This window comes from Streptomyces sp. NPDC101166 (genome assembly GCF_044768125.1).
Lineage (GTDB): Bacteria > Actinomycetota > Actinomycetes > Streptomycetales > Streptomycetaceae > Streptomyces.
This window is the reverse complement of sequence record NZ_JBIWPF010000041.1, coordinates 1-23,435: the sequence shown is the minus strand read 5'-3', so window position 1 is coordinate 23,435 and position 23,435 is coordinate 1. Positions and strand designations below refer to the sequence as shown.

Here is a 23,435-nt window from a genome sequence, read left to right as displayed (position 1 = left end):
GTGATCTTCCACCGCATGTACCCGATGGCGGCGGACCGCACGATCGTGGAGTGCGACTGGCTGTACCTGCCCCACGTCGTGGACAGCGGCAAGGACGTCAGCCGGTCCGTGGAACTCTTCGACCGGGTCAACCGCCAGGACTTCGACGCCTGCGAGCGGACCCAGCCCGGCATGAGCTCACGCCTCTACGCCAAAGGCGGGGTGCTGGTGCCCAGCGAGCACCACATCGGCGCGTTCCACGACTGGGTGAACGAGAGCCTCGGTATCACTCAGGGGTGAGTCAGCCCAGGAAACCCATGCGGTGACTGATCTCGGCGGCGCCCTTGACCAGCACCGCGGACAGCTCGTGCAGCCGCTCCTCGGTGAACCGGTAGGAGGGTCCGGAGGCGCTGAGGGCGGCGATGACCTCGCCGTCCCGGTTGCGCACCGGCGCGGCCATGGCGTGCAGACCGATCTCCAGCTCCTCCAGGGTGAAGGCGTAGCCCCGCTCCCGGGCGGCGGCGAGGTTCTTCTCCAGTTTCGTCTTCGCGGTGATGGTGTGCGGGGTGACCTTCTTCATGCCCGCGGACGTCAGCAGTGCGGTGCGCTCCTTGGCCGGCAGGTGGGCCAGCAGGATCTTGCCGCTCGACGTGGCGTGCAGGGGGGTCAGCTGGCCCACCCAGTTGTGCGCGGTGACCGCTCCGGGACCGCGCACCTGGAACAGGTTGATCGCGTACTGCTCCTGCATCACGGCGATGTTGACGGTCTCGCCGATCTCCTCGGCCAGACGCTCGCACACGGGACGGCCCTGCTGGGTGATGTCGATACGGCCCGTGACCGCGCCGGCCAGACGCACGATGCCGAAGCCGAGCCGGTACTTGCCGCGCTCGCCGGCCTGCTCGACCAGACCGCGCGCCTCCAGGGCTCCCAGGAGGCGGAAGGCGGTGGACTTGTGCACCTCGATCTCGGCCGCCACCTCGCTGACACCGGCTTCGCCGCGCTGCGCGAGGATCTCCAGGACGCTGATGGCGCGGTCCACCGACTGCACGCCGCCGGCTGGTGAATTCGACGTTTCTGTGTCAAGGCTGTAGTTGCTCACAGTGAAACTATACGCGCAGTAAACAACACAGTTGCAAGTAACAGCCCTGAAACGAAGTTGCTCAAGTTGCGTCGTTCGCAACCTGGTGCGTATAGCGCGACTAGGTCTAGCATGCCACGCATATCTACGGCGCGAGTGAGACGAGGCACCATGGCTCCTGTGCAGTACGACTTCGTGATCGTCGGTGGTGGTTCCGCGGGCAGTGCACTGGCAAACAGGCTGTCCGCCGACCCGGCGAACCGAGTTCTGGTCCTGGAAGCGGGCCGGTCGGACTTCCCGTGGGACGTCTTCATCCATATGCCCGCGGCCCTGACCTACCCGATCGGCAGCCGCTTCTACGACTGGAAGTACGAGTCCGAGCCCGAGCCCCACATGAACGGCCGACGCGTCTACCACGCGCGCGGCAAGGTCCTGGGCGGCTCCAGCAGCATCAACGGCATGATCTTCCAGCGCGGCAACCCCATGGACTACGAGCGCTGGGCGGCCGACGCGGGCATGGAGACCTGGGACTACGCGCACTGTCTGCCGTACTTCCGCCGCATGGAGAACTGTCTCGCGGCCGACCCGGACGACGAGTTCCGCGGCCACGACGGCCCCCTCGTCCTGGAGCGCGGCCCGGCGACGAACCCGCTCTTCGGCGCCTTCCTCAAGGCTACCGAGGAAGCGGGTTACGCCCCCACCGACGACGTCAACGGCTACCGGCAGGAAGGCTTCGCCAAGTTCGACCGCAACGTCCACCGCGGTCGCCGGCTCTCGGCGTCGAAGGCGTATCTGAAGCCCGTCCGCAGACGCCCCAACCTCACCGTCACCACCCGCGCCCTCGTCACCCGTGTCCTCTTCGAGGGCAAGAAGGCCGTCGGCGTCGAGTACCGGCGGGGCAAGGGCGCCCCGAAGCAGGTCCGCGCCAAGGAGGTCATCCTCTGCGGCGGCGCCATCAACTCGCCGCAGCTGCTCCAGCTTTCCGGCGTGGGCAACGCCGAGGAACTGAGGGCGCTGGGCATCGACGTCGTCCACGACCTGCCGGGCGTCGGCGAGAACATGCAGGACCATCTGGAGGTCTACATCCAGTACGCCTGCGAGCAGCCCGTCTCCATGCAGCCGTACCTGGCGAAGTGGCGCGCGCCCTTCATCGGACTGCAGTGGCTGTTCCGCAAGGGCCCCGCCGCCACCAACCACTTCGAGGCCGGCGGCTTCGCCCGCAGCAACGAGGACGTCGACTACCCGAACCTGATGTTCCACTTCCTGCCGATCGCGGTCCGCTACGACGGCTCCGTACCGGCGGGCGGCCACGGCTACCAGGTGCACGTCGGTCCCATGTACTCCGACGCCATCGGCTCGGTGAAGATCAAGAGCCGGGACCCCAGGGAGCACCCCGCCCTGCGCTTCAACTACCTCTCCACCGAGCAGGACCGCCGTGAGTGGGTCGAGGCGATCCGGGTGGCCCGCAAGCTCCTCAACCAGCCCGCGCTCGCGCCCTACAACGGCGGGGAGATCTCCCCCGGACCGTCCGTGGAGACGGACGAGGAGATCCTCGCCTGGGTCGCCAAGGACGGCGAGACCGCCCTGCACCCCTCCTGCACCTGCAAGATGGGCACCGACGAGATGTCCGTCGTGGACCCCACCAGCATGCGTGTGCACGGCGTGGACGGACTGCGGGTCGTGGACGCCTCCGTCATGCCCTACGTCACCAACGGCAACATCTACGCGCCGGTGATGATGATCGCCGAGAAGGCCGCCGACCTGATCCTCGGCAAGGAGCCGCTGGCCCCGTCGAAGGCCGCGTACTACCGCCACCACGACGTCCAGACGCGGGCGGAGTAGACCTTGGCCGCCGCAGGGCTGCGCGCGCTGCTGGGGACGGTCCGCTACGAGGTGCTGCCGGCGAGAGCCACCGAGGAGAAGGTCCTCGCCCATGTCCCGCGCGACGTCGTCGTCACCGTGACGGCGTCGCCGGTCAAGGGCCTGGAACCGACCCTCGACCTCACCGGCCGGCTCGCCGCGCACGGCTACCGTGTCGTCCCGCACGTCCCCGCCCGCCTCCTTCGGGACGACCGGCACCTGAAGGAGGTCGTGGACCGGCTGCGCGAGGCCGGTGTGGACGACGTGTTCGTCCCGGCGGGTGACGCCGACCCGCCGGCCGGGCCCTACGACGGGGCCCTGCCGGTGCTGCGCCGGCTGAGCGAGCTGGGCGGACCCTTCGCCCGGGTCGGGGTCACCGGCTATCCCGAGAGCCATCCGCTCATCCACGACGACGTCACCGTGCAGGCGATGTGGGACAAGCGCGAGCACGCCACGTACGTCGTGAGCAACCTCTGCTTCGACCCGCGGGTGCTGGGGGAGTGGCTCGCGCGCGTCAGGCGCCGGGACGTGACCCTGCCGGTCCATGTGGGCGTCGCCGGGCCCGTGCAGCGGGCCAAGCTGCTGGCCATGGCGACGAAGATCGGGGTGGGGGAGTCGACCCGCTTCCTGACCAGGCACGCGTCCTGGTTCGTCCGCTTCGCCGCGCCCGGCGGCTACTCGCCCGAGAAGCTGCTCACGCGCACGGAGAAGGCCCTCACCGACCCCGCGTCCGGGGTGGCGGGGCTGCACCTGTTCACCTTCAACCAGATCGCGGAGACGGAGAGCTGGCGGCGGTCCCTGCTGGACCGGCTTCAGGGCTGAGCGCTCGCCTCGTACGACGAACGCCGGACGGGCCTCGGCCTGTCCGGCGTTCGTCGTCGTATACGGCGTCGTACCGCTCAGCGGAAGACGACCGTGCGGTTGCCCTCGACCATCACCCGGCTCTCGCTGTGCCACTTCACCGCGTGCGCGAGCACCTGGGCCTCCACGTCCCGGCCGACCGTGACCAGCGCGCCGGGGTCCAGCGAGTGGTCCACCCGGACCACGTCCTGCTCGATGATCTGTCCCTCGTCCAGGTCCGACGTCACGTAGTGCGCCGTCGCGCCGACGAGCTTCACCCCGCGGTCGTAGGCCTGGTCGTAGGGGCGTGCGCCCTTGAAGCTGGGCAGGAAGGAGTGGTGGATGTTGATGGCACGGCCCTCCAGTTGCTTGCACAGGTCGTCGGAGAGGATCTGCATGTAGCGGGCAAGGACCACCAGGTCGACGTCCAGGTCACGGACGAGTTCGAGCAGCCGGGCCTCGGCCTCCGGCTTGGTGTCCCGGGTCACCGGCACGTGGTGGAACGGGATGTCGTACGTCTCCGCGAGCTTCTCGAACTCCCGGTGGTTGGAGACGATCGCCGGGATCTCGATGTTGAGCGCGCCCGCACGCTGGCGGAACAGGAGGTCGTTCAGGCAGTGCCCGAACTTGGACACCATGATCAGGGTCCGGGTGGGCGTGGAGGCGTCGCTGAGGGACCACGAGATGCCGTACGCCTGGGCGACGGGGCCGAAGCGGCACCGCAGGCCCTCCAAGTCGACGTTCGGGTCCGAGACGTCGAAATGGACCCGCATGAAGAACCGGCCCTGGAGTCGGTCGTCGAACTGTTGGCTTTCCAGGATGTTTCCGGAGTTCCTGACGAGATAGCCGCTCACGGCATGGACCAGCCCGGCACTGTCGGGGCAGGAAAGGGTCAGGACGAACTCACGGCCAGGTTGCGGTCGGGGGAACCTCATGGACACGGTGGCCTCCGTTGGTGCGTATTGCACAACAAGGTGAGCGATACGCAACATGGTCTGCTCGGCGCCGCCTGTGGTCAAGGGTGGGCGGGGAAGTGGCCGCATGGCCAAATCGTCATCCGCCAACATCTTGACGTCCGTCTGACCAGCCGACAGGGTGTTCCATCACAAGCAATCGGGTGCACGATGCGCAACGAATGTCAGTCGGAAGGCTCGGCGCGTGGCAGACCTGTATGTGAATGGCGAATGGCGGGCCCCGGTGGCCGGTGGTCACCGGGAGATCCGATGTCCCGCTGACGGTACGCTCACGGCGACCGTCTCGGAAGGAACGCGCCCCGACACCGAGGCGGCGATCGCCGCGGCCCGGGAGGCCTTCGACTCCGGCCCCTGGCCGGGCACCCCCGAGCGGGAGCGCGGCGCGCTGCTGCTGCGCACCGCCGACATCATCGAGCGCGACACCAAGATCTTCGCCCGCGCCGAGTCGCTCGACACCGGCAAGCGGGTGGTGGAGAGCGAGTACGACATCGCCGACGTCGTCTCCTGCTTCCGCTACTACGGCGGTCTCGCGGGCACCGACGCCGGTCGGGTGATCGACACCGGCCGCGGCGACGCGGTCAGCCGGGTCGTCTACGAGCCGGTCGGGGTGTGCGCACTGATCACCCCCTGGAACTACCCGCTCCTGCAGGCAAGTTGGAAGGTCGCCCCGGCGCTGCTGGCCGGCAACACGATCGTCCTCAAGCCCAGCGAGCTGACCCCGTCCACCTCGATCCTGCTGATGCGGGCACTGGAGGAGGCCGGGCTTCCGGCCGGCGCGGCCAACCTGGTGCTGGGCGCCGGCCCCGAGGTGGGCGCCCCCCTCTCCGAGGATCCCCGCGTCGACCTGGTCTCCTTCACCGGCGGCCTGGACACCGGCAGACACATCATGGCCACCGCCGCCGCGACCGTGAAGAAGGTCGCGCTGGAACTGGGCGGCAAGAACCCCAACGTCGTCTTCGCCGACGCCGACTTCGAGACGGCCGTGGACTTCGCCCTCACCGCGGTCTTCCTGCACTCGGGCCAGGTCTGCTCGGCCGGGGCCCGGCTGATCGTCGAGGACTCCCTGCACGACCGCTTCGTCGACGAGGTCGTCCGCCGCGCCCGGCTCATCCGGCTCGGCGGCCCCTACGACACCGAGGCCGAGACCGGCGCCCTGATCTCCGCGCAGCACCGGGACAAGGTCGAGGCGTACGTCGCCTCCGGCCTCGCCGAGGGCGCCGTCCTGCGCTGCGGCGGCGCCCGCCCCGACGACCCCGCGCTGGCAAACGGCCACTACTACCTGCCCACCGTGCTCGACGAGTGCCGGCAGGACATGCGCGTGGTGCACGAGGAGTCCTTCGGGCCCGTGCTCACCGTGGAGCGCTTCACCGACGAGGACGACGCCGTACGCATCGCCAACGACACCGAGTACGGGTTGGCCGGTGCCGTGTGGACCGAGGACGCCGGCAAGGCCCAGCGGGTCGCCCGGCGGCTGCGGCACGGCACCGTGTGGATCAACGACTACCACCCCTATGTGCCGCAAGCGGAATGGGGCGGTTTCGGGCATTCGGGTGTGGGCCGGGAGCTGGGACCGACCGGCCTGAACGAGTACCGAGAGCCCAAGCACATCTGGCAGAACATCCAACCCCGGCCGCAGCGCTGGTTCCGCGGCTGAACGCCGAAAGAAGGTCGAACATGACCACCCAGACCGAGGTGCCGCAGCGGCGCGGCACGCCCCAGGACTCGGGTCCCACCCCGGTCATCTCCGTGCGCAGGCTGTGGAAGGTGTTCGGGCCGAAGGCCGACCGGGTGCCGGAGTCGGAGGAGCTGTGCGGGCTCACCCGCCGGGAGCTGATGGACCGCACCGGCTGCACCGCCGCCGTACGCGACGTGAACTTCGACGTCTCGCCCGGCGAGGTCTTCGTCGTCATGGGCCTGTCCGGCTCCGGCAAGTCCACGCTGGTGCGATGTCTGACCCGGCTGATCGAACCCACCGCGGGCGAGGTCGTCTTCGAGGGAGAGGACATCCGCCAGGCCGACGACAGACACCTGCGCGATCTGCGCCGCTGCAAGTTCTCCATGGTCTTCCAGCACTTCGGACTGCTGCCGCACCGCCGGGTCGTGGACAACGTGGCCTTCGGGCTGGAGATCCGCGGCATGGGCAGGGCCGAACGCACCAGGCGGGCCCTGGAGGTCGTCGAACTGGTCGGCCTCGCCGGCTACGAGAAGTCCTACCCCGACCAGCTCTCCGGCGGTATGCAGCAGCGCGTGGGACTGGCCCGCGCGCTGGCCGGCGACCCGGACGTGCTCTTCTTCGACGAGCCGTTCTCCGCGCTCGACCCGCTGATCCGCCGTGACATGCAGAACGAGGTCATCCGGCTGCACCACGAGGTCGGCAAGACGATGGTCTTCATCACCCACGACCTCTCCGAGGCCCTCAAGCTGGGCGACCGCATCCTGATCATGCGCGACGGCAAGATGGTCCAGTGCGGCACCGGCGACGAGCTGGTCGGGGCCCCGGCCGACGACTACGTGCGCGAGTTCGTCAAGGACGTGCCGCGCGGCGATGTCCTCACCCTGCGGTGGATCATGCGGCCGCTGGAGGACGGCGACGCCCTGGACGGACCCGAACTGGGCCCGGACGTCGTGGTCAAGGAGGCCACCCGCGCGGTGCTCGCCGCCGACAAGCCCGTCAAGGTCGTCGAGAACGGCAAGCTGCTCGGCATCGTCGGCGACGAGGAGATCCTCGCCGTGGTCGCCGGACAGGAAGGCGGCGCCTGATGACCGTCGTCGTGGAGAAGACCGAGCCGCCGGGGAGACCGGAGAAGACCCGGCCCGCCGAGGAGCCCGGCCCGGCCGCGGAACCCCGCCGAATCAGCCGCTCCGCGGTGATCGGCGCGATCCTGGTCGTCTGGCTGGTGCTGTTCGCCGTCCTGCGCGGCCGGCAGACCCTCGCGCTCGGCGCGGCGGACCTGACGGATCTGCACCGGTGGTTCAACGACGTCAACGACTCGGTCGGCGCGAACCGCAACTCCAACCCCCTGTTCCTGTACTTCTTCAACGAGATCCGCCTGGTCATCGACACCCTGGTGACCTTCGTGCAGGAGCTGATCTCCCAGCCCTCCGTCGGCCGGCCCCTTCCGCAGATCGGCTGGCTCGGCGTCGTCGGCATCGCGGGATACGTCTCCTGGGCCTTCGGCAACTGGCGGGTCGCGCTGCTGGCGGTGGCCGGCTTCACCTTCCTCGGCCTGCAGGGTCTGTGGCAGGAGAGCATGGACACCCTGGCGCTCACCCTCTCCGCGGTCCTGGTGGCGCTGCTGTTCGCGATCCCGCTGGGTGTGTGGGCGGGACTGTCCGACCGGGTCAACCGGATCGTGACGCCCCTGCTGGACTTCATGCAGACGATGCCTACCTTCGTCTATCTCGCACCGCTGACCCTGTTCTTCCTCATCGGCGGAGCCTCCGCCACCATCGCCACGGTGGTCTACGCGGCGCCGCCGGCGATCCGCATCACCGCGCACGCCATCCGGACCGTGCCGGAGACGACGGTGGAGGCCGCCGACTCGCTCGGGGCGACCCGCCGGCAGGCCCTGCTGAAGGTCCTGCTGCCGATGTCCAAGCGGACCGTGGTGATGGGCGTCAACCAGACCATCATGGCCGCCCTGGCCATGGTGACCATCGCGGCTCTCATCGACGCTCCCGGCCTCGGCAAGACCGTCGTCCAGGCACTCCAGTCGCTCGACGTGGGCACCGCCTTCAACGCGGGTCTGTCCATCGTCGTCATGGCGATCGTCCTCGACCGGGTCACGACCGCGGCGAGCGCGCGGGAGGAGGAGGCCCGGCGCTCCAAGAACCGGTTCCTCGCCTGGCGGCGGCCGCTGCTCGTCGCGGGCGCGGTCCTCACGGCCGTCCTGGTCTTCGTGTCGCACACCTACGTGTGGGCGGCCGAGTTCCCCGGCGAGGGCGGTCTCGGCAGCTCCGTCGCGAGCGCGGCGGACACCACGACGACCTGGGTCCAGGACAACCTGTCCGGTGTCACCAACGCCGTCCGCGACCTCATCACCAACGGGCTGCTCAACCCGTTCCAGTCGCTGCTCACGGACTCCCCGTGGTGGCTCGTCGGCGCCGTCCTCGTCGCGCTCGGCGTCGTCCTCGGCGGCCGCCGGGCCGGCGTCACCACGGCGGTGTGCGTGGGGCTGCTGGTGGCCACCGGGATGTGGTCGGACAGCATGACGACGCTGGCCTCGACCGTGGTGGCCACCATCCTCGTGATGCTGCTCGGCATCGGCTTCGGCGTCTGGATGGGCCGCAGCCTGCTGGTGGACCGCATGCTGCGGCCGAGCCTGGACGCGGCACAGGTCATGCCGCCGTTCGTCTATCTGGTGCCGTTCCTCGCGCTGTTCGGCGCGACCCGTTTCACGGCGATCGTCGCCGCGATCGTCTACGCGGCGCCCGTCGCCATGAAGATCATCGCGGACGGGGTGCGGAACGTGCCCGCGACGACCGTGGAGGCGGCCACCTCGGCCGGGTGCAACACCTGGCAGATCATCACCAAGGTCCAGCTGCCGATGGCGCGCGGTGCCCTGACTCTCGCCACGAACCAGGGTCTGATCTACGTGCTGTCGATGGTTGTGGTGGGCGGCCTGGTAGGTGCCGGCGCCCTCGGCTACGACGTCGTGGCCGGTTTCTCGCAGGGCCAACTGTTCGGGAAGGGGCTCGCCGCAGGGCTCGCCATCGTCCTTCTCGGAGTCATGTTCGACCGCATCACTCAGGCCGCGGCGCGGCGAACCAGCGCATGAAGGAGCAAGTCACCATGGCAAGGCAGGCAAGACGATGGAGAGTCGGCGCGGCCGGCATCGCGGTTCTCGGCCTCACCCTCACCGCCTGCGGCGGTGCGAAGGTCGGTGACGAGTCCTCGGAGGCGGGCGGCTCGGGCAGCTCCGCCAAGTGCGGCACCTTCAACCTCGCGGTCAACCCGTGGGTCGGCTACGAGGCCAACGCGGCGGTCATCGCCTACGTTGCGCAGAACGACCTCGGCTGCAAGGTCACCAAGAAGGACCTGAAGGAGGAGATCGCCTGGCAGGGCTTCGGGACCGGTGAGGTCGACGCGGTCGTGGAGAACTGGGGCCACGACGACCTGAAGAAGAAGTACATCACCGACCAGAAGACCGCCGTGGACGCGGGGGCGACCGGCAACGAGGGCCTGATCGGCTGGTACGTGCCGCCGTGGCTCGCCAAGGCGCACCCGGACATCACCGACTGGAAGAACCTGAACAAGTACGCGGCGAATTTCAAGACCTCCGAGTCCGGCGGCAAGGGCCAGCTCCTCGACGGCGACCCGTCGTTCGTCACCAACGACGAAGCGCTGGTCAAGAACCTGAAGCTGGACTACAAGGTGGTGTACGCGGGCAGCGAGACGGCCCTCATCCAGACCTTCCGCAAGGCGGAGAAGAACAAGGAATGGGTGATCGGCTACTTCTACGAGCCCCAGTGGTTCATGTCCGAGGTCCCGCTGGTGAAGGTCAAGCTGCCCGACTACAAGCAGGGCTGCGACGCCGACGCCGAGAAGATCGCCTGCGACTACCCGGTCTACAAGCTGGACAAGATCGTCGCCAAGAAGTTCGCCGAGTCGGGCACCCCCGCCTATGACCTGGTGAAGAACTTCAGCTGGACCAACGACGACCAGAACATCGTGGCCAAGTACATCGCCGTGGACAAGATGACCCCCGAGGCCGCGGCGAAGAAGTGGGTCGACGCCAACCGCGTCAAGGTGGACGCCTGGCTCAAGTAGGAGTGCGGACCGGACGCGGGAATCCGGTCGGACCACGCCCGGTGGGCGGCGCGCGGAATGCGTGCCGCCCACCGGGCATCGCCGTGTCCGGGCCCCGTTCTCCCCCTGTTTTCCGAGGTCCCGGGACTCTTGACACCCACCTGCGCGGAAGGCACATTGAGTTGCGCAACCTGAACCGCGTTGCGTAAACAGCAACTCTATCGGCTCGACTGATCAACAGACCGGAGGTGCGGCGATGGCGGGACCCCGAGTGGTCATCATCGGAGCGGGAGTCGTGGGAGCGGCTCTCGCGGACGAGATCTCCGCACGAGGCTGGACCGAGGTGACCGTGGTCGACCAGGGCCCGCTCCCCGCCACCGGGGGCTCCACGTCACACGCCCCGGGCCTGGTCTTCCAGACGAACTCCTCCAAGACGATGACCGAGCTGGCTCGGTACACCGTCGAGAAGTTCTGCTCCCTCGACGTGGACGGCAAGCCCTGCTTCCTCCAGGTCGGCGGCCTCGAAGTGGCCACCACCCCCGAGCGCCTGACCGAACTGCGCCGCCGGCACGGCTGGATCACCGCCTGGGGCATCGAGGCCCGGCTGCTCACCGCGGACGAATGCCTCGAACAGCACCCGCTGGTCAACCCCGACAAGGTCCTCGGCGGCCTCCTGGTCCCCACCGACGGCCTCGCCAAGGCCGTCCTCGCCGTCGAGGCGCAGATCCGCCGGGCCACCGAGCGCGGCGTGACCTTCCTGGCCCGCCACGAGGTCCTCGACGTCCTGAAGGCCGACGGCGAGGTCACCGGCGTCCTGACGGACCAGGGCGAGATCCCGGCCGACATCGTCGTGTGCTGCGCCGGCATCTGGGGCCCGAAGATCGCCCGCATGGTCGGCATGAACCTCCCGCTGACCCCGCTGGCGCACCAGCTCGCCTGGACCGGCCCGGTACCGGCCCTCGCCGGCCAGACCGAGGAGGCGATCCGCCCGATCCTGCGCCACCAGGACGCCGACCTCTACTACCGCGACCGCTTCGAAGGCATCGGCATCGGCTACTACGGCCACCGCCCGATGCCCATCACCGCCGACGAGATCCTCTCCGTGGACGAGGCCGACAGCATGCCGTCGGTCCTGAAGTTCACCGAGGACGACTTCGCGGACGCCTGGACCGAGACCCAGGCACTGCTTCCCTCCACCAAGGAGGCGAAGATCGAGGAGGGCATCAACGGCCTGTTCTCCTTCACCACCGACAACTTCCCGCTGCTCGGCGAGTCCAGGGACGTCAAGGGATTCTGGGTCGCCGAGGCGGTCTGGGTCACCCACTCCGCCGGCGTCGGCCGGGCCATGGCCGAATGGCTCGTCGACGGCTACTGCTCCTCCTTCGACCTGCACGAGTGCGACGTCAACCGCTTCGAGCCGCACCAGCTCGCCCCGGAGTACGTCCTGGCCCGCGACTGCCAGAACTTCGTCGAGGTCTACGACATCCTCCACCCCCTCCAGCCGTCCGGGGACCCGCGCCCGATCCGCACCAGCCCCTTCCACGCCCGCCAGCAGGAGCACGGCGCCTTCTTCCTGGAGGCGAACGGCTGGGAGCGCCCGCAGTGGTACGAGGCCAACGCCGGACTCGTCGAGGGCCGCTCCATCCCCATTCCGGGCGACTGGGCCGCGCGCTTCTGGTCCCCGATCGTCGGCGCCGAGGCCCAGGCCACCCGCGAGACCGTCGCGATGTACGACATGACGGCCCTCAAGCGCCTGGAGGTGAGCGGCCCCGGCGCCGCCGACCTCCTGGAGCGCCTGTGCACCGGCAAGGTCGCCAAGTCCGTCGGCTCGGTGACCTACACCCTCTTCCTCGACCACGACGGCGGCATCCGCAGTGACGTCACCGTCGCCCGGCTCGCCCACGACACCTTCCAGATCGGCGCCAACGGCAACCTCGACCTGGACTGGATCACCCGCCACCTCCCGGCCGACGGCACGGTCCAGGTCCGCGACATCACCCCCGGCACCTGCTGCATAGGCCTGTGGGGCCCGCTGGCCCGCAAGGTCTTCCAGCCCCTCACCGACGCCGACTTCAGCAACGACGGCCTGAAGTACTTCCGCGCCAAGCAGGCGTACATCGGCTCGGTGCCCGTCACCGCGATGCGCCTGAGCTACGTCGGCGAACTCGGCTGGGAGATCTACACCACCGCCGACCAGGGCCAGAAGCTCTGGGACATCCTGTGGGAGGCGGCGAGGCCTCTCGGCGGCGTCATCGCCGGCCGCGGCGCCTTCAACAGCCTCCGCCTGGAGAAGGGCTACCGCTCCTTCGGCACCGACATGACCTACGAGCACGACCCCTACGAGGCCGGCGTCGGCTTCGCCGTCAAGCTCGACAAGGACGACTTCGTCGGCAAGGCAGCGCTGCTGCGCCGCAAGGAGAACGTCCGGCGCAAGCTGTCCTGCCTCGTCATCGACGACCCCCGGTCGGTCGTCCTCGGCAAGGAACCCGTCCTCGACGGGGTCCGGACGGTCGGCTACGTCACCAGCGCCTCCTACGGCTACACCATCGGCAAGGGCATCGCCTACGCCTGGCTCCCGACGGAACTCACGGCTCCCGGGACCGTGCTGCACATCGGCTACTTCGACCAGCGCGTCGAGGCCGTCGTCACCGAGGAGCCCTTGTTCGACCCCACCATGTCCCGCCTGCGTGGCTGACACCCGGCCACGACCGAAGAGGGAAGGAACACCGCCGGTGAACGCACAGTTGCTCGACGGCAAGGCGACCGCCGCCGACATCCGCCGCGAACTCACGGAGCGCGTGGCCAAGTTGACCGCCACCGGCGGCCGCCCGCCGGGCCTCGGCACCGTCCTGGTCGGCGAGGACCCCGGCAGCCACGCCTATGTAGCCGGGAAGCACCGCGACTGCGCCCAGGTCGGCATCGCCTCCATCCGCCGCGTCCTGCCCGCCGACGCCACCCAGCAGCAGGTCGAGGACGTCATCGACGAGCTGAACGCCGACCCGGCCTGCACCGGCTACATCGTCCAGCTCCCGCTGCCCCGCCACCTCGACGCCAACGCCGTACTGGAACGCATGGACCCGGCCAAGGACGCCGACGGACTGCACCCCGTCAACCTCGGCCGGCTCGCCCTCGGCGTCGAGGCTCCGCTGCCCTGCACCCCGCGCGGCATCGTCGAACTCCTGCGCCGCCACGACGTGCCGCTCGCCGGCGCCCGGGCCTGCGTGGTCGGCCGGGGCATCACGGTCGGCCGTCCCATCGGCCTGCTGCTCACCCGCCGCTCCGAGAACGCCACCGTCACCCTGTGCCACACCGGCACCAAGGGCCTGGCCTGGCACACCCGCGAGGCCGACATCGTCATCGCGGCCGCCGGTTCACCCGGACTGATCACCAAGGACATGCTGCGCACCGGTGCGGCCGTCCTGGACGTCGGCATCACCCGCACCGACCAGGGCCTGGTCGGCGACATCCACCCGGACTCCGCCCAGGTCGCCGGCTGGATCGCGCCGATGCCCGGCGGAGTGGGCCCCATGACCCGCGCGATGTTGCTGGCCAACGTCGTCGAGGCCGCCGAGAGGAACGCCACGGCCGTATGAACGCGCACGTCCCTGCGTACCCGCAGCACCCGTACCCCTCGCACGACGGAGACGTCCGATGAGCCCCCGTACCCCCGGCGCAGACCTCCCCGAGCACCCCGACTGGCTGTGGCGTGACCCCGAGCCGAAGAAGTCGTACGACGTAGTGATCGTCGGCGGCGGCGGCCACGGTCTGGCCACGGCCCACTATCTGGCGAAGAACCACGGCATCACCAATGTCGCGGTGCTGGAGAAGGGCTGGCTCGGCGGCGGCAACATGGCCCGCAACACCACGATCATTCGCTCCAACTACCTGTGGGACGAGAGCGCCGGCATCTACGAGCACGCCCTCAAGCTCTGGGAGGGCCTGGAGGAGGAGCTCGATTACCCGATCCTCTTCTCCCAGCGCGGTGTGCTGAATCTCGCGCACAGCCTCCAGGACGTCCGCGACAGCGTGCGCCGGGTGGAGGCCAACCGCCTCAACGGCGTGGACGCGGAATGGCTCGACGCCGACGGCGTCAAGGACGTCTGCCCGATCGTCAACATCTCGCAGGACGTGCGCTACCCGGTCCTCGGCGCGACCTACCAGCCGCGCGCGGGCATCGCCAAGCACGACCACGTGGCGTGGGGCCTGGCCCGCTCCGCCGACGCCGCCGGCATCGACATCATCCAGAACTGCGAGGTCACCGGCCTCGACGTGGTCGACAACCGGGTCGTCGGCGTCCGCACGACACGGGGCCGCATCGCGGCCGGCAAGGTCGCGCTCTGCTCGGCGGGCCACACCTCGGTCCTCGCCGCCATGGCGGGCGTCCAGCTCCCCGTCCAGTCCCATCCGTTGCAGGCCCTGGTCTCCGAACTGCTGGAGCCGGTGCACCCCACGGTCGTGATGTCCAACGCCGTCCATGTGTACGTCAGCCAGGCGCACAAGGGCGAACTGGTGATGGGCGCGGGCATCGACGCGTACAACTCGTACACGCAGCGCGGTGCCTTCCACATCATCGAGGAGCAGATGGCCGCGGCCCTGGAACTGTTCCCGGTCTTCGCCCGCGCCCACGTGCTGCGCACCTGGGGCGGCATCGTCGACGTCAGCCCCGACGCCTCGCCGATCGTCGGGCTCAGCCCCGTCGACAACCTCTATCTCAACTGCGGCTGGGGAACGGGCGGGTTCAAGGCCACCCCGGGCGTCGGCTGGGTCTACGCCCACACCATCGCCCACGACACCCCGCACGCCCTCAACGCCCCCTTCTCGCTCGACCGTTTCACCACCGGCGCGCTCGTCGACGAGCACGGCGCGGCCGCGGTGGCCCACTAGGGAGCCCAACCATGCTGCTCATCACCTGCCCGTGGTGCGGGCCCCGCGACGAGGCCGAGTTCCACTACGGCGGCCAGGCCCACGTGGCCTACCCCGAGAACCCCTCGGCCCTCACCGACGAGGAGTGGGCCCGCTACCTCTTCTTCCGCGACAACACCAAGGGGCCGTTCGCCGAGCGCTGGAGCCACGCGGCGGGCTGCCGCCGCTGGTTCAACGCGGTGCGCGACACCTCCACGAACGAGATCCTGTCGGTGTACCGCTCGGGCGAGGAACGCCCGCCGACACCCGAACCGAGGCCCGCGACACCAGCGCGTCCGGCGCCCGAGGCCGTCCAGGCCGCAGGGGGCGCCGGAAGCGCGGCCGAAGGGGCGCGGCCCCTTCAGGACGGGACGGGGGCCGGGACCACTCAGCCCTTCCGCCACCCCACCCGAGGCCGCGTCGACCGTGACACCCTCCTGACCTTCACCTTCGACGGCACCGAGTACCAGGGCCACCGGGGCGACACCCTCGCCTCCGCCCTCCTCGCCAACGGCGTGATCCACGCGGGCACCAGCATCAAGCTCGGCCGCCCCCGGGGCATCTTCTCCGCCGGCGTCGAGGAACCCAACGCGGTCATCCAGATCGAGGAACCCTTCCCCGAGCCGATGCTCCCCGCGACCACCGTCGAGCTGTACGACGGCCTGGTCGCCACCAGCCTCCCCGGCCAGGGCCGCCTCGCCACCGAACCCGACCCGGCCCGCTACGACGCCGTCCACGCGCACTGCGACCTGCTGGTCGTAGGCGCGGGCCCGGCCGGTCTCGCGGCCGCCGCCGCGGCCGCGAACAGCGGCGCCCGTGTCATCCTCGCCGACGACCAGCCGGAACTCGGCGGCAGCCTCCTCGGCACGGCCGAGCACCTCGACTGGGTCGGCGAGACCGCCGGCCTGCTCGACGCCGCCCCCGAGGTCCGCGTCCTGCGCCGCACCACCGTCTTCGGCTACTACGACGACAACCACCTCCTCGCCGTGGAGCGCCGCACCAACCACCTCGGCGGCGCGGCGCCCGCTGACGTCTCCCGGGAACGCGTCTGGCGCATCCGCGCCCGCCGCGTCGTCCTCGCCACCGGCGCCCACGAACGCTCCCTGGCCTTCGCGGACAACGACCGCCCCGGCGTGATGCTGGCTTCCTCGGCCCGCACCCACGTCAACCGCCACGGCGCCCTGCCGGGCCGCCACGCGGTGGTCCTCACCACCAACGACAGCGCCTACGCGGTGGCCTTGGACCTCGCCTCGGCGGGCCTGGCCGTCACCGCGATCGTCGACACCCGCCCCGAACCGGGGGAGTGGGCCGAACGCGCCGCGGCCGCCGGCATCGAGGTCCTGGCCGGGCACGCCGTCACCGGCACGTCGGGCGAGTCCCGCCTCACCGCCGTGACCGTCGCCCCGTACGGCGAGTCCGCAGGGCGACGGGAGTTCGCCGCCGACCTGCTGCTGGTCTCCGGCGGCTGGAACCCGGCCGCGCACCTGTTCAGCCAGTCCGGCGGCAAGCTGCGCCACGACGAGACACTGGGCTCCTTCGTGCCGGACAGCGGCCGCCAGCCCGTCGAGGTCGTGGGCAGCGCGAGCGGTCTCCTCGACACCGCCGGTGTCCTCGCCCAGGGCGCCGCCGCCGGTGCCCGCGCGATCGAGGCCGAGGGGTACACGTCCGAGGCACCCCGTCTGCCCGCCGTGCCGGCGCAGCCGCGGCCGACCCCGGCCATGCAGGTGTACGTCCTCCCGGGCGAGTCGGACGCCCCCAAGTTCGTCGACCTCCAGCGCGACGTCACAGTGGCCGACCTGGGCCGCGCGACCGGCGCCGGACTGCGCTCGGTGGAGCACACCAAGCGGTACACCACGGCCGGCACCGCCAACGACCAGGGCAAGACCTCCGGTGTGCTGGCCAGTGGTGTCGTCGCCGAACTCCTCGGCGTGGACGTCTCGTCCCTCGGTACCACCACCTTCCGCCCGCCGTACACACCGGTCTCCTTCGCCGCCCTCGCGGGCCGTGACCGGGGTGTGCTGAGCGACCCGGTCCGTACGACCGCGCTCCACGAGTGGCACGTAGGGCACGGCGCGCTCTTCGAGAACGTCGGCCAGTGGAAGCGCCCCTGGTACTACCCGAGGGACGGCGAGGACATGGAGAGCGCCGTGCTGCGCGAGTGCGCGGCGACCCGTGAGGGCGTGGGCTTCATGGACGCCTCCACCCTCGGCAAGATCGACGTCCAGGGCCCGGACGCCGGTGTCTTCCTCGACCTGCTCTACACCAACATGATGAGCACCCTGAAGGTCGGCATGATCCGCTACGGGGTCATGTGCCGCCCCGACGGCATGGTCTTCGACGACGGCACGGTCATCCGGGTCGAGCGGGACCGCTACCTGGTCACCACGACGACCGGCAACGCGGCCACCGTGCTCGACTGGATGGAGGAGTGGCTCCAGACGGAGTGGCCCGAACTCAAGGTCCACTGCACCTCCGTGACCGAACAGTGGGCCACGGTCGCCCTGGTCGGCCCGAAGTCCCGCGAGGTGATCGGCTCCCTCGCACCCGGACTCGCCGTCGCCAACGAGGACTTCCCGTTCATGGCCTGGCGCGAGACCACCGTCGCGGGCATCGAGGCCCGGGTCTGCCGGATCAGCTTCTCCGGCGAACTCGCCTACGAGATCAACGTGTCGCCGTGGGAGGCCCTGACGCTCTGGGAGGCGCTGTACGAGGCCGGCGCCCCGTACGGCATCACCCCGTACGGCACCGAGACCATGCACGTCCTGCGCGCCGAGAAGGGCTACCCGATCATCGGCCAGGACACCGACGGCACGGTCACCCCGCAGGACCTCGGGATGAGCTGGGTGGTCTCCAAGAAGAAGTCGGACTTCGTCGGCAAGCGGTCCTACACCCGCCCCGACACCGTCCGGCCGGACCGCAAGCACCTGGTCGGCCTCCTCCCCGTGGACCCGGGAGACTTCCTCCCCGAGGGCACCCATCTCGTCGCCGACAGCGTGCTGCCGGCCCCGCCCGTCCCGATGCTCGGCCATGTCACCTCCAGCTACCGCAGTGCCGCCCTCGGCCGGACCTTCGCGCTCGCCCTGGTCAAGGGCGGCCGGGACCGCATCGGCGAGCGGCTGTACGCCCCCGTGGGCGACCGACTGGTCCCCGTGACCGTCGCGAGCCCCGTCCTCTACGACCCCGAGGGAGCCCGCCGCGATGGCTGACACCGCCCTGACCTCCCGGCTCCGCAGCCCCCTGTCGGGGGCCGCCGACCGGCTGGCCGCCGCCACCCGCGCCTCCCGGGGCACGATCCGGCTGGCCGAACTCCCCTTCCTCACCCAGCTCGACGTGCGTCTCGACCCCAAGGGGGCGGCGGCCGACGCCGTCGGCCTCGCGCTGGGCCTGCCCCTGCCCCTGGAGCCCGACACCGTCGTCCGCGCGGGGGAGCTGACCGTGCTGTGGCTCGGCCCCGACGAGTGGCTGCTCGTGGGGCCGCCGGGCGGCGCGCGCGAGCTGGAGAGCCGGATCCGTCAGGCCGCGGGGGAGGAGCCGGTCTCGGTCACCGACGTCTCCGCGCAGCGCACCACGGTGCTCGTGGCCGGCGCGGGCGCCCGTGACCTGCTGGCCCACGGCTGCTCGCTGGACCTGCACCCGAGGGTCTTCGGCGCGGGCCGCAGCGCCCAGACCACCCTGGGCCGCACCCAGGTCGGCCTGGTCGCGCGCGAGGAGCCCAGCGCGGGCTTCTGGGTCCTGGTCCGTTCGTCGTTCGCCGGATACCTGGCTGACTGGCTGCTCGACGCGGCGACGGAGTACGTCTGAGGTATGCGGGCCCCTGTCAGCACGTCGAAAGTCGGACACCGGTGACCGTCACGATCCACGCCCCCGCCCCGTCCTCGCACCCGGGCACGCCGGACGCGCACCCGCGAGGGCTGCCGAGGCCCGGCCGGACGCTGGTGATGGGCGTCGTCAACGTCACGCCGGACTCGTTCTCCGACGGCGGGCTGTCGTACGCGGCCGACGCGGCCGTGGCCCATGGCCGCGCCCTGCTGGAGCAGGGCGCGGACATCGTGGACGTGGGCGGCGAGTCGACCCGCCCCGGCGCGGCGCGCCCGCCGGTCGAGGAGGAGCTGCGGCGGGTGCTGCCCGTCGTCCGGGACCTCTCGGCGGCGGGCGCGGTCGTCAGTGTCGACACCATGCGGGCCGAGGTCGCCGCCCGCGCCCTGGAGGCGGGCGCACGGCTCGTCAACGATGTCTCGGGGGGCCTCGCCGACCCGGGGATGCTGCCCCTGATGGCGCGCGCCGGGGTGCCGTACGTGCTGATGCACTGGCGTGGCCACTCCGCCGGGATGCAGGCGAACGCCGTCTACGGCGACGTGGTCGACGAGGTGCTCGGCGAGGTGCGGCTGCGGATCGACGCCGCCCTGGAGGCGGGCGTCCCGCCCTGCTCGCTGATCGTGGATCCCGGGCTGGGCTTCGCCAAGACGCCCGAGCACAACTGGGAGCTGCTGGCCCGTCTCGGCGAGGTCCGTGCGCTGGGCCGTCCCGTCCTGCTGGGCGCGTCGCGCAAGGCGTTCCTGGGGCGGCTGCTGGCCGACCGGACGACGGGGGAGCCCCGCCCGGCGCGGGAGCGTGACGCGGCGACCACCGCGGTGTCCGTGCTCGCCGCCGCGCAGGGCGTCTGGTGTCTGCGGGTGCACGACGTCGCCTCGACGCTGGACGCGGTGCGCGTGACGGCCCGTTGGGGCGCCGAGGCGGCGGCGCGGGCGCCGCTGGGCCGAGCGTTCCCGGCGGGCGTCAGCCCAGATAGCCCATCCTGCGGCTGATCTCCTCGGCACCCTGCGTCAGCGCGGGCACGAGTGCGCGCATGCGCTCCTCGGTGAAGCGGTAGGCCGGGCCAGAGGCGCTGAGTGCGGCGATGACCTCGCCCTCGCGGGAGCGGATCGGGGCCGCCATCGCGTGGAGCCCGATCTCCAGTTCCTCCATCGTCACCGCGTAGCCGCGGGTCCGTGCCTCGGCGAGGTCCTTCTCCAGCTTCGTGCGGGCGGTCAGGGTGTGGGGCGTCAGCTTGCGCAGTCCGGACGCCTCCAGCACGTCGGCGCGGCGCCGCTCCGTCAGGTGGGCCAGCAGGATCTTGCCGCTGGACGTGGCGTGCACGGGGGTGAGCTGGCCGACCCAGTTGTGGGTGCCGACCGCGCCGGGTCCGCGTACCTGGTGGAGGTTGACCGCGTAGTGCTCCTGTAGCACCGCGATGTTGACGGTCTCGCCGATCTCCTCGCTGAGCCGTTCGCAGACCTGCCGGCCCTGCTGGGTGATGTCGAGCCTGCCCGTGACGGCGCTGGCGAGCCGCACGATGCCGAATCCGAGCCGGTACTTGCCCCGCTCGGCCGTCTGCTCGACCAGTCCGCGTGCCTCCAGCGCCCCGAGGAGCCGGAACGCGGTGGACTTGTGGACGTCGATCTCGGCGGCGACCTCGCTGACACCGGCCTCCCCGCGCTGAGCGAGGATCTCCAGCACGCTGACGGCGCGGTCGACGGACTGCACACCGTTCACCGCGGGACCCGTTGTTGCGCCCTCTGCCGCATAGTTGCTCATGGTGCAACTATACGCAGCCGCGCCCGAAGATCCCGAGAGGGCCGCGCTTCGGGTTGGACGTGGCCGGAACCGATCGCCCGCATGGTCGCACGGCCCCTCCCGTCCGGGGAAGGGGACGGCGTCGAGGGGGTCCGGGCAAGTCGGTGCGACCGACCTCTTGACAGTGGGTGTCCCCAAGGAGACAGTTTGGGCGTCGTTGCTCATAGCGAACATAGTTGCGCTATATGGAACGCGAGGAATGGCGGCTCGGCCACGGGTCCCCGACCGGACGCCGACGAAGTCCCTTCCTCCCCTCCTTCCCCTTCCTCGCCGACAGCTCCGGGGAGCGATCGGCGCCCGCCCGCCATCCAGCACATCCGGCCGAAGCACGGATTCGGCCGTCCCTCGACGAGGAGATCGACCGTGACACACGAGGTACGCGCCGTCGTCGCCCGCAAACAGGGCGCCCCGGTCTCGGTGGAGACCGTCCTGGTGCCGGACCCCGGCCCCGGAGAGGCACTGGTGCGGGTGCAGGCCTGCGGCGTCTGCCACACCGACCTGCACTACCGGGAGGGCGGGATCAACGACGCGTTCCCCTTCCTGCTCGGCCATGAGGCCGCGGGCGTGGTGGAGTCCGTCGGCGAGGGCGTCACCGACGTCGCTCCCGGCGACTTCGTCATCCTCAACTGGCGCGCCGTCTGCGGCACCTGTCGCGCCTGTCGCAGGGGCAGGCCCTGGTACTGCTTCGCCACGCACAACGCGACCCAGCCGATGACCCTGGCCGACGGCACCCCGCTCTCCCCGGCCCTCGGTATCGGCGCCTTCGCCGAGAAGACCCTGGTCGCCGCCGGGCAGTGCACCAAGGTGGACCCGATGGCCGCGCCCGCGGCCGCGGGCCTCCTCGGCTGCGGTGTGATGGCCGGTTTCGGCGCGGCGGTCAACACCGGCGATGTGGGACGCGGGGACTCCCTCGTGGTGATCGGCTGCGGCGGGGTGGGCATGGCCGCGATCGCGGGCGGCAAGGTCGCCGGCGCCGGCCGCATCATCGCCGTCGACGTCGACGAGCGGAAGCTGAAGTGGGCCGAGCGCTTCGGCGCCACCGACACCGTCGACTCCTCCAGGACCGACGCCGTCGAGGCGATCCGCGAACTCACCGGCGGCTTCGGCGCGGACGTCGTCGTGGACGCGGTGGGCCGCCCCGAGACCTTCAGGCAGGCCTTCTACGCCCGCGACCTGGCCGGCACCGCCGTCCTCGTGGGGGTCCCCACGCCCGAGCTGAAGCTCGAACTGCCCCTGCTGGACGTCTTCGGACGCGGCGGCGCGCTGAAGTCCTCCTGGTACGGCGACTGCCTGCCCTCCCGCGACTTCCCCGCCCTGATCGACCTCTACCTCCAGGGCCGCTTCGCCCTCGGCGAGTTCGTCACCGAGACCATCAGCCTCGACGACGTCGAGGCCGCGTTCGCCAAGATGCACCACGGCGACGTCCTGCGTTCGGTGGTGGTCCTGTGACCGCCCGTATCGAGCGCCTCGTCACCTCCGGCACCTTCGAACTGGACGGCGGCACCTGGGAGGTCGACAACAACGTCTGGCTGGTCGGCGACGACGAGGAGGTCCTGGTCGTCGACGCCGCGCACGACGCGGACACCATCACGGCCGCCGTCGGCGGCCGCCGCCTGGTCGCCGTCGTGTGCACCCACGCCCACAACGACCACGTCAACGCCGCCCCGGCCCTGGCCGCCCGCCATGGCGCGCCCCTCCTGCTCCACCCCGCCGACACCGTCCTGTGGAAGATGGCGCACGGCGAGGACGCGCCCGACTTCCGGGCTTTGGCCGAGGGCGAGACCCTGACCGTCGCCGGTGTCGAGCTGACGGTGCTCCACACCCCCGGCCACTCGCCCGGCGCGGTCTGCCTCCACGCACCCGGGCTGAACGCCCTGTTCTCCGGCGACACCCTCTTCCAGGGCGGCCCCGGAGCCACCGGCCGCTCCTTCTCGGACTTCGGCACCATCATCGCCTCCGTCCGGGACCGGCTGCTGACGCTCCCCGCCGACACCACCGTCCACACCGGTCACGGCGACACCACCACGATCGGGGCCGAGGCGCCCCACCTCGACGAGTGGATCGCCCGCGGCCACTGAACAGCCCCGCCACCGCTTCCGAATTTTCCGAAGGTGACTCGATGACCCTCACGAATCTGCCGCCCAGCCTGATCCCCACGCTGTCCGGCGAGTACTACACGGACCCCGGAGTCTTCGCCCAGGAGCAGGAGCGGGTCTTCGAGGCCATGTGGTTCTGCGTGACCCGCGCCTCCGAACTGGCCAAGCCCGGCGCCTTCCGCACCTACCAGGTCGGACGCGAGAGCGTCCTCGTCTCCCGCTCCCGGGACGGGTCGGTCAAGGCGTTCCTCAACGTCTGCCGGCACCGCGGGGCCAAGCTGTGCACCGAGGAGTCCGGCGAGGTCAAGCGGGCCTTCCAATGCCCCTACCACGCCTGGACGTAC

Annotated in this window: 19 protein-coding genes; 16 read left to right on the top strand and 3 right to left on the bottom strand. The window is 70.7% G+C overall.

Translation table 11 applies throughout. The features are described from left to right. Positions 1 to 279 (top strand): SRPBCC family protein (locus ACIRS4_RS35705; RefSeq protein ID WP_404204026.1); only part of this gene is annotated, 279 nt, incomplete at its 5' end. 1 nt (position 280) lies between these two features. Here ACIRS4_RS35705 and ACIRS4_RS35700 read toward each other — a convergent pair. Next, positions 281 to 1,027 carry an IclR family transcriptional regulator gene (locus ACIRS4_RS35700; protein ID WP_404204030.1) on the bottom strand — a complete coding sequence of 249 codons (747 nt, stop codon included), beginning with the start codon at positions 1,025 to 1,027 and terminating at the stop codon, positions 281 to 283. A gap of 201 nt (positions 1,028 to 1,228) precedes the next feature. Between ACIRS4_RS35700 and betA the strand changes: the two genes are divergently transcribed. Beyond that, positions 1,229 to 2,899 (top strand): choline dehydrogenase, encoded by a 1,671-nt coding sequence (gene betA, locus ACIRS4_RS35695; RefSeq protein WP_404204024.1) that lies wholly within the window; start codon positions 1,229 to 1,231, stop codon positions 2,897 to 2,899. A gap of 3 nt (positions 2,900 to 2,902) precedes the next feature. Next, complete coding sequence (locus tag ACIRS4_RS35690; protein ID WP_404204022.1) at positions 2,903 to 3,739, top strand: 5,10-methylenetetrahydrofolate reductase; 837 nt, start codon at positions 2,903 to 2,905, stop codon at positions 3,737 to 3,739. Positions 3,740 to 3,816: 77 nt separating this feature from the next. On the opposite strand, the gene purU is transcribed toward ACIRS4_RS35690, so the two are convergent. After that, positions 3,817 to 4,692 carry a formyltetrahydrofolate deformylase gene (gene purU / locus ACIRS4_RS35685; RefSeq protein ID WP_404204020.1) on the bottom strand — a complete coding sequence of 292 codons (876 nt, stop codon included), beginning with the start codon at positions 4,690 to 4,692 and terminating at the stop codon, positions 3,817 to 3,819. Between the two features lie 223 nt (positions 4,693 to 4,915). Between purU and ACIRS4_RS35680 the strand changes: the two genes are divergently transcribed. From ACIRS4_RS35680 to folP, 10 genes are all read left to right on the top strand, one after another. Beyond that, complete coding sequence (locus ACIRS4_RS35680) at positions 4,916 to 6,385, top strand: aldehyde dehydrogenase family protein (protein ID WP_404204017.1); 1,470 nt, start codon at positions 4,916 to 4,918, stop codon at positions 6,383 to 6,385. A gap of 20 nt (positions 6,386 to 6,405) precedes the next feature. Further along, positions 6,406 to 7,491, top strand: a complete 1,086-nt coding sequence (locus ACIRS4_RS35675) for a glycine betaine/L-proline ABC transporter ATP-binding protein (RefSeq protein WP_404204015.1) — start codon at positions 6,406 to 6,408, stop codon at positions 7,489 to 7,491. Then, positions 7,491 to 9,509 carry an ABC transporter permease gene (locus ACIRS4_RS35670; protein WP_404204013.1) on the top strand — a complete coding sequence of 673 codons (2,019 nt, stop codon included), beginning with the start codon at positions 7,491 to 7,493 and terminating at the stop codon, positions 9,507 to 9,509. Before ACIRS4_RS35675 ends, ACIRS4_RS35670 begins: the two co-directional genes overlap by 1 nt. Positions 9,510 to 9,523: 14 nt before the next feature. Continuing rightward, a complete protein-coding gene (locus ACIRS4_RS35665; protein WP_404204011.1) occupies positions 9,524 to 10,501 on the top strand; it encodes an ABC transporter substrate-binding protein in 978 nt (325 codons plus the stop codon). A gap of 235 nt (positions 10,502 to 10,736) precedes the next feature. Then, positions 10,737 to 13,175 (top strand): FAD-dependent oxidoreductase, encoded by a 2,439-nt coding sequence (locus ACIRS4_RS35660; RefSeq protein WP_404204009.1) that lies wholly within the window; start codon positions 10,737 to 10,739, stop codon positions 13,173 to 13,175. 37 nt (positions 13,176 to 13,212) lie between these two features. After that, a complete protein-coding gene (locus ACIRS4_RS35655; RefSeq protein WP_404204007.1) occupies positions 13,213 to 14,073 on the top strand; it encodes a bifunctional methylenetetrahydrofolate dehydrogenase/methenyltetrahydrofolate cyclohydrolase in 861 nt (286 codons plus the stop codon). Positions 14,074 to 14,131: 58 nt separating this feature from the next. Beyond that, on the top strand, positions 14,132 to 15,364 hold the full coding sequence (locus ACIRS4_RS35650; RefSeq protein ID WP_404204005.1) for a sarcosine oxidase subunit beta family protein: 1,233 nt from the start codon (positions 14,132 to 14,134) through the stop codon (positions 15,362 to 15,364). Positions 15,365 to 15,375: 11 nt separating this feature from the next. Beyond that, the gene (locus ACIRS4_RS35645; protein ID WP_404204003.1) at positions 15,376 to 18,588 is read left to right on the top strand and encodes a sarcosine oxidase subunit delta family protein; all 3,213 of its coding nucleotides are present in this window, start codon (positions 15,376 to 15,378) and stop codon (positions 18,586 to 18,588) included. Continuing rightward, a complete protein-coding gene (locus tag ACIRS4_RS35640) occupies positions 18,581 to 19,183 on the top strand; it encodes a sarcosine oxidase subunit gamma (protein WP_404204001.1) in 603 nt (200 codons plus the stop codon). The genes ACIRS4_RS35645 and ACIRS4_RS35640 overlap by 8 nt, the downstream gene beginning before the upstream one ends. 137 nt (positions 19,184 to 19,320) lie before the next feature. Beyond that, positions 19,321 to 20,187: a dihydropteroate synthase gene (folP, locus tag ACIRS4_RS35635; RefSeq protein ID WP_404204028.1), complete on the top strand. Its 867-nt coding sequence runs from the start codon at positions 19,321 to 19,323 to the stop codon at positions 20,185 to 20,187. On the opposite strand, the gene ACIRS4_RS35630 is transcribed toward folP, so the two are convergent. Beyond that, positions 20,159 to 20,956: an IclR family transcriptional regulator gene (locus ACIRS4_RS35630; RefSeq protein ID WP_404203999.1), complete on the bottom strand. Its 798-nt coding sequence runs from the start codon at positions 20,954 to 20,956 to the stop codon at positions 20,159 to 20,161. The two genes, folP and ACIRS4_RS35630, sit on opposite strands and share 29 nt — an antisense overlap. A gap of 402 nt (positions 20,957 to 21,358) precedes the next feature. On the opposite strand from ACIRS4_RS35630, the gene ACIRS4_RS35625 reads away from it, so the two are divergent. The 3 genes from ACIRS4_RS35625 to ACIRS4_RS35615 form a co-directional block, all read left to right on the top strand. Next, positions 21,359 to 22,444, top strand: coding sequence for an S-(hydroxymethyl)mycothiol dehydrogenase (locus ACIRS4_RS35625; RefSeq protein ID WP_404203997.1), 1,086 nt, complete (start codon positions 21,359 to 21,361; stop codon positions 22,442 to 22,444). After that, on the top strand, positions 22,441 to 23,073 hold the full coding sequence (locus ACIRS4_RS35620; protein ID WP_404203995.1) for an MBL fold metallo-hydrolase: 633 nt from the start codon (positions 22,441 to 22,443) through the stop codon (positions 23,071 to 23,073). The genes ACIRS4_RS35625 and ACIRS4_RS35620 overlap by 4 nt, the downstream gene beginning before the upstream one ends. A gap of 41 nt (positions 23,074 to 23,114) precedes the next feature. Continuing rightward, the coding region (locus ACIRS4_RS35615) for an aromatic ring-hydroxylating dioxygenase subunit alpha (RefSeq protein ID WP_404203993.1) at positions 23,115 to 23,435 on the top strand (321 nt) is incomplete at its 3' end.

Excerpts from the sequence above, each read along its gene's own strand:
- ACIRS4_RS35650 (WP_404204005.1), top strand. The coding sequence starts at position 14,132 with ATGAGCCCCCGTACCCCCGGCGCAGACCTCCCCGAGCACCCCGACTGG.
- ACIRS4_RS35670 (WP_404204013.1), top strand. The coding sequence starts at position 7,491 with ATGACCGTCGTCGTGGAGAAGACCGAGCCGCCGGGGAGACCGGAGAAG.
- ACIRS4_RS35645 (WP_404204003.1), top strand. The coding sequence starts at position 15,376 with ATGCTGCTCATCACCTGCCCGTGGTGCGGGCCCCGCGACGAGGCCGAG.
- betA (WP_404204024.1), top strand. The coding sequence starts at position 1,229 with ATGGCTCCTGTGCAGTACGACTTCGTGATCGTCGGTGGTGGTTCCGCG.
- ACIRS4_RS35675 (WP_404204015.1), top strand. The coding sequence starts at position 6,406 with ATGACCACCCAGACCGAGGTGCCGCAGCGGCGCGGCACGCCCCAGGAC.
- ACIRS4_RS35630 (WP_404203999.1), bottom strand. The coding sequence starts at position 20,956 with ATGAGCAACTATGCGGCAGAGGGCGCAACAACGGGTCCCGCGGTGAAC.
- ACIRS4_RS35640 (WP_404204001.1), top strand. The coding sequence starts at position 18,581 with ATGGCTGACACCGCCCTGACCTCCCGGCTCCGCAGCCCCCTGTCGGGG.
- ACIRS4_RS35665 (WP_404204011.1), top strand. The coding sequence starts at position 9,524 with ATGGCAAGGCAGGCAAGACGATGGAGAGTCGGCGCGGCCGGCATCGCG.
- folP (WP_404204028.1), top strand. The coding sequence starts at position 19,321 with ATGGGCGTCGTCAACGTCACGCCGGACTCGTTCTCCGACGGCGGGCTG.
- purU (WP_404204020.1), bottom strand. The coding sequence starts at position 4,692 with ATGAGGTTCCCCCGACCGCAACCTGGCCGTGAGTTCGTCCTGACCCTT.
- ACIRS4_RS35660 (WP_404204009.1), top strand. The coding sequence starts at position 10,737 with ATGGCGGGACCCCGAGTGGTCATCATCGGAGCGGGAGTCGTGGGAGCG.